This is a genomic window from Streptomyces sp. NPDC001880 (assembly GCF_053594575.1).
This window is the reverse complement of sequence record NZ_JBSFET010000233.1, coordinates 1-2,857: the sequence shown is the minus strand read 5'-3', so window position 1 is coordinate 2,857 and position 2,857 is coordinate 1. Positions and strand designations below refer to the sequence as shown.

The window sequence follows — 2,857 nt, the reverse complement described above, 5'->3', positions numbered from 1 at the left end:
CCTGCTGGGACTTGGGCACCGCGACGACGTAGCCCAGGCCGAGTTGCTCGAGCAGGCGGCGGAAGTTCCAGTCCTGCCCGTATGCCTCGTCTGCGGTGACCCAGGCGGCCGGCAGGCCGGCGGCCAGACAGCGGCGCACTATGTCCCGGGCCAGCTCGCCCTTGGTGGCAAAGCCGCGTTCGTCAGGGATTTTCGCCGTCCGGCACCGCTCGCGGTCGGAGGTCCAGGCCTTCGGCAGGTAGAGCTCCCGGTCGACCAGGGCCCGGCCCGAACCGGTGGCATAGGCGGCGAACACGCCGATCTGACAATTGTCGATCTTCCCCGAGGTGCCGGTGTACTGCCGGCCCACCCCGGCCGAGGTGGTGCCCTTCTTGACGAACCCGGTGTCGTCGATGATCAGCACACCACCGGGGCCAGGGGACTCGCCGACGTAGGCACGGACGTCGTCGCGCAGGGCGTCCGCGTCCCAGGCGCTGCTGTTCAACAGCCGCTGGAAACCGTCCGGAGTGCGGTGCCCCGCCCATTCCGCGAGCTGCCAGCCGTTCTTGCGTGTCGCCCGCTCCAGCAGGCCGCGGACATAGTCCCGCATACGCCAGCGCAGATCCGCCCGAGCGAACCGGCCCGCCACCCGGGCGAACACTGAATCCAACTCGGCAGTCCAGCAAGCGACTTCAGCCATTCCCTCCATGCCAGGACAACGACAACCACCAGCTCAGGACACGAACCGCTGCTGGAGTACTAAGCCTTGACGGGTGCGGCCGACCTGGCAGCCTGCTCGATCTTCGCGCAGTAGGCTGCACGGGCTTCCTCATCGATCTGCTTCTCGTGTTCGGCGCGCAACCCGGTCCGGCCGTCGAGGCCCTCGCGCAGGATATCGGCGTGCCCGGCATGCCGGATGGACTCGCCGAGGACATGGACCAGGATGGCGAACAAGTTCGTGTCGGCATAAGGCTCCGGCCACCACGGCACGTGGCCGGGGGCGTCGAGGGGAAGCTCGTTGATCGTTGCGTCCGAGTGTTCCCACGTGCGCCGGTAGAACCCGATGATCTGATCGCGGGTCTCGCCCTCGGTCGCCCATAGATCGCTGCCGTTGGATTCCTGCCACCGGGGCAGCGGTTCCGGGGAAGGGCGGTCGAAGACCTCGCCGAAGTACCTGGCTTCGACGGTGGCCACGTGTTTGACCAGGCCGAGGAGGTTGGTCCCGGTCGCTGTCAAAGGTCGGCGGGCGTCGTATTCGGACAAGCCGTCGAGTTTCCAGAGCAGCGCCTTGCGGTCCCGCCGCAGTCTCCCGTACAGGTTGTCTTTCGCAAATTCATCGATCATGCGGCATGAGCCTGCCATGGGCTGCTCGTGGTCTCAAGATCCCGTACGTGGTCCGCAACGACTGGCAGAGCCGAGGCCTGGCCATGGCCGCCGCCCTGAACTGCTACAAGAAGCTCGCGAAACTTGCCACGTGAGACAACCTCTTACGACGTGGGGAGCGATTGCCTGTGATGGGACGGGCTGACCCTCAGGGCTGTGCTCAGCCGAACGGCAGAACGCGATGGAAGACGACCATGGCCTGGCCGGGGCCGTTGTAGTCATCGACGACCGTCGCGTCGAAACCGAGACGGCGATGAAATGCGATCGAGTCGGCGTTTCCGAGTGAGGTGATCGCCTTCAATCGCAGCGCGCCCTGGCGATGCGCGGCGTCAGCGAACGCCGCATACAGACGGCGCCCGAGACCGGTGCCGCGGGCGTCGTCCCGAGTAGCTATCAGGTGTACGTACCCGGCGCCGGCCGGGGTGACGAACCCGATGACGTAACCGTGGATTCCGTCCTCGGCTCGGGCGACCAGACAGGTTTCACCGAACTCTTGCACCAATGCGAAAAGGTGCAGGGGCCGAAGATCGCGGTCTCCCCAGTATCGGTGGCGATCAGCAAGAACCTGGTGGATGTCGGTCGACTCGGCCGATGTGATCTGTGTGCGCATGACACAGATCATGGCAGGCACCCTGCCCGTTTGAGGAGCGAAAGTGCCGGCCTGCCCGTGACATGGCAAGGGCGGCCCCGCCCGCGTTCAGGTCGATGGCCCAAGTGACGTCCTCGCTCAACTCCAGGACGTCATTTATGAGTTCCAGCAGCTCGGTCTCGTCATTGGCCACTCGTCGTGACAGCCGCTTCGTACCGTCGGCATCGATCACCACACAGTGATGATGAGCTTTCCCCGCATCCGTACCAGCCCATAGATCAGGCACGAGTACCTCCGTCGACGTGTTGTTCATGGACCCAGCAGACGACCTCGCCGACGTGTCCTTACACAGCGATCCACTCGCGCATCCCAATTAGCGGCCGAGTCGTCGCGGGGAGCCGGGCGGCCAATCTGCTTCAGCCACCGAGGGCAGGAACACCATGAGCCATACCCAGCACCCCTGGGCCTCCCGATCCTACGAATGACCGGAAGGAACCCATCCAGCAAGGTAAGGAACACGATCAAGACCACGATCTTTAGCGACGGCCAGGGCCGCACCCTGTTCAGCGGTGTGGTCCGGCCCGGTCGCATGCACGACCAGACCGCCGTGCGCAGCGAGGGCATCGCCGAACAATTCCGTCGGTCAGCCGCGGTCTGCATACGGCGTCTTCCGAACTGGTGCTCCAGGCCCCTGCGCCAGCACTTGACTGGGCCCAAGGCTCCACCGGCCTGTGCGGTCTTGGGAGTGAGGTGCGTTCCTGTCCCGAGACCGTTTAGCCTCTGCTGGTTCGCCCGGCCTCGGGCGGCTCAGGGGAGGGGTGTTCATGCAGCAGCGGGGAGTGGGCAGCGGGCTGAGAGTCGCGGCCTGGGTACTGGTGCCGCTCGGGCTGGTTCTGGCGCTGGGGA

General features: G+C 65.6%; 4 protein-coding genes and 1 pseudogene. 1 reads left to right on the top strand and 4 read right to left on the bottom strand.

The window, feature by feature from the left end; translation table 11 throughout:
- Positions 1-679 (bottom strand): IS701 family transposase (locus ACWCQ6_RS36710; RefSeq protein WP_451096771.1); only part of this gene is annotated, 679 nt, incomplete at its 3' end.
- 59 nt (positions 680-738) lie between these two features.
- Positions 739-1,323, bottom strand: coding sequence for a DinB family protein (locus ACWCQ6_RS36705; protein ID WP_451096773.1), 585 nt, complete (start codon positions 1,321-1,323; stop codon positions 739-741).
- 5 nt (positions 1,324-1,328) lie between these two features.
- Between ACWCQ6_RS36705 and ACWCQ6_RS36700 the strand changes: the two genes are divergently transcribed.
- Positions 1,329-1,457 (top strand): hypothetical protein, encoded by a 129-nt coding sequence (locus tag ACWCQ6_RS36700; RefSeq protein WP_451096769.1) that lies wholly within the window; start codon positions 1,329-1,331, stop codon positions 1,455-1,457.
- A 65-nt stretch (positions 1,458-1,522) separates the two neighbouring features.
- Here the strand turns inward: ACWCQ6_RS36700 and ACWCQ6_RS36695 are convergent, their stop codons facing one another.
- Both ACWCQ6_RS36695 and ACWCQ6_RS36690 read right to left on the bottom strand, forming a co-directional pair.
- Positions 1,523-1,972: an N-acetyltransferase family protein gene (locus ACWCQ6_RS36695; RefSeq protein WP_451096767.1), complete on the bottom strand. Its 450-nt coding sequence runs from the start codon at positions 1,970-1,972 to the stop codon at positions 1,523-1,525.
- A gap of 58 nt (positions 1,973-2,030) precedes the next feature.
- Positions 2,031-2,264: pseudogene (locus tag ACWCQ6_RS36690) on the bottom strand (IS110 family transposase); the annotation flags it as partial.
- Positions 2,265-2,857 lie beyond the last annotated feature (593 nt).